Source organism: Fibrobacter sp. (assembly GCA_024398965.1).
GTDB lineage: Bacteria > Fibrobacterota > Fibrobacteria > Fibrobacterales > Fibrobacteraceae > Fibrobacter.
In genome coordinates this window covers 1-1674 of the sequence record JAKSIF010000132.1, presented here as the reverse complement: position 1 = coordinate 1674, position 1674 = coordinate 1, and the positions used below count along the sequence as shown (strand labels likewise).

Genomic DNA, 1674 nt, shown 5'->3' with positions numbered 1-1674 from the left:
CGCCACACGTCGCCTTTAGTTACAACACCGTTTGCGTCCACTTCATCTACTCGCCAGAAGTAAGTATTCAGCGGAGTTGCACCAGAAATTTTATAAGTCGTTGCGGTCTGCTCGCCCTTGTATTCTGCGGCGGCTGCGTTCGGGGCAGCGGAGCTACCTACAGCGGCAGAAGTTGCTGCAGCTACCGTCGCGGAATCCGTTCCAAAATAAACCTGATGCTTCTGGGCGTTCTTAGCCGCCGTCCAGGTCAAAGTCAGTCCGCCATTATTATGAGCGGCGTGATCATCTAAATCACTGGGAACAGGAGCACTTGCCTGAGAGGCTGTATTCGCTACATTCAAGGCGAAACCGTTCAAAGTCACATTGCGGAAAGTGGCGTTAGAAGTGCTGGGCACGAACTTCACCGTAGCCGTTCCTGCACTTCCCACAGCGAAGGAAACATAAGCGGTAGCCGCCTCCTCTGTAGAAAGAGCTCGATTTGATGGAGTAACGGTTGTAACCTTTGAACCATTTACATACACATCAATCTTGCTGTAAGTAAAGGCGGTGGGTGCGTCCACATTATTCAGGTAGGCGAGAAGCGTATGGGTTCCGGCAGACAATCCAGAAAAGCTCAGGCTGATTTCGCCACCGGCGTTTCCTTCTTCCACCAGGATGCCGTCCCCAACCAGTTTTGCGTAGCTGGGAGCCTGAATCGCAGCCTTGTACCAGTTGGTCTTCAAGTTGGTACCGGCACTGCCCTTGGCAACCGTCACCTTGACGCCGCTGATGGTTGTATCCTTGGAGGCAACGCCTGTCACCACCCAGGGAATGTAATTCGGTTCCGAAACTTCGCTGGAATTGCGACCGCTCTGGTCAAAATCTACCCTGAAAGAAGGGGATGCCGCAAAAGCGTTCACGGCAACAGTTCCTACCAAAGCGCCAACCAAAAACTTTCCCATTCCAAACATAGACACTCCTTTTTTTACAAAATCAAAAATACCCCCTTTCTCCATCAAAAGGCAGGGGGTGCCCATATAAAGGGTTGTCTATAGACTACGGGGGTTATTCTGATTCTGGTGTAATGATTTCTAAATGGTTCAATGCGTTTTTTTGCTTATTTCAAATATGACCGTGGGCTTTTTCAGCTTTTTTTGAATATTTCTAGGGGGTGCAATTGTGTAAAAAATGCGCACATAAAAAGGAATACTATATGAACTTCAAAAAAATTCTCCTAGGGTCCGCCATTTTTGCGGCAGGCTTCGGTCTTATCGCCTGTGGTGACGATAGTTCTTCTGGTACCAATGACGATGAAACTTCCGAAGATATCCAAAAGGACGATGACCAAAAAGATGATGCTGACGAATCGACCGAACCGGGGTCTTCTTCCTCTGCCAAGTCGTCCTCTTCCGTCGAAAATTCTTCCTCTTCGCGCTGCATTGAAATGGTGCTGGATTCTGCAATCCTGACCAATGATATCAACTCCGATACGCAGCAGTCAATTAGCCTCAAGACTGGTGGCGAAATTCCCAAGCACCTGGAGCTTCGCGTTGATGTCGATACCGTCATGTTTGAAAGGAGCATGCTTCTTTCTGTCTACGAAGCCGACTTAAGCACCGGCCTGAAGCCTGGCACCCTGCCGGCAGAAACTCCCGTATGCAAGAGCATGTTCGAAATCAACGAAGATACGGAAAT

General features: G+C 49.1%; 2 protein-coding genes. One reads left to right on the top strand and one right to left on the bottom strand.

Annotated features, from left to right (window positions below; all coding sequences use genetic code 11):
• On the bottom strand, positions 1 to 950 hold a 950-nt coding region (locus MJZ26_15085), incomplete at its 3' end, for a hypothetical protein (GenBank protein MCQ2107101.1).
• A gap of 242 nt (positions 951 to 1192) precedes the next feature.
• Between MJZ26_15085 and MJZ26_15080 the strand changes: the two genes are divergently transcribed.
• Positions 1193 to 1674 (top strand): hypothetical protein (locus MJZ26_15080; protein ID MCQ2107100.1); only part of this gene is annotated, 482 nt, incomplete at its 3' end.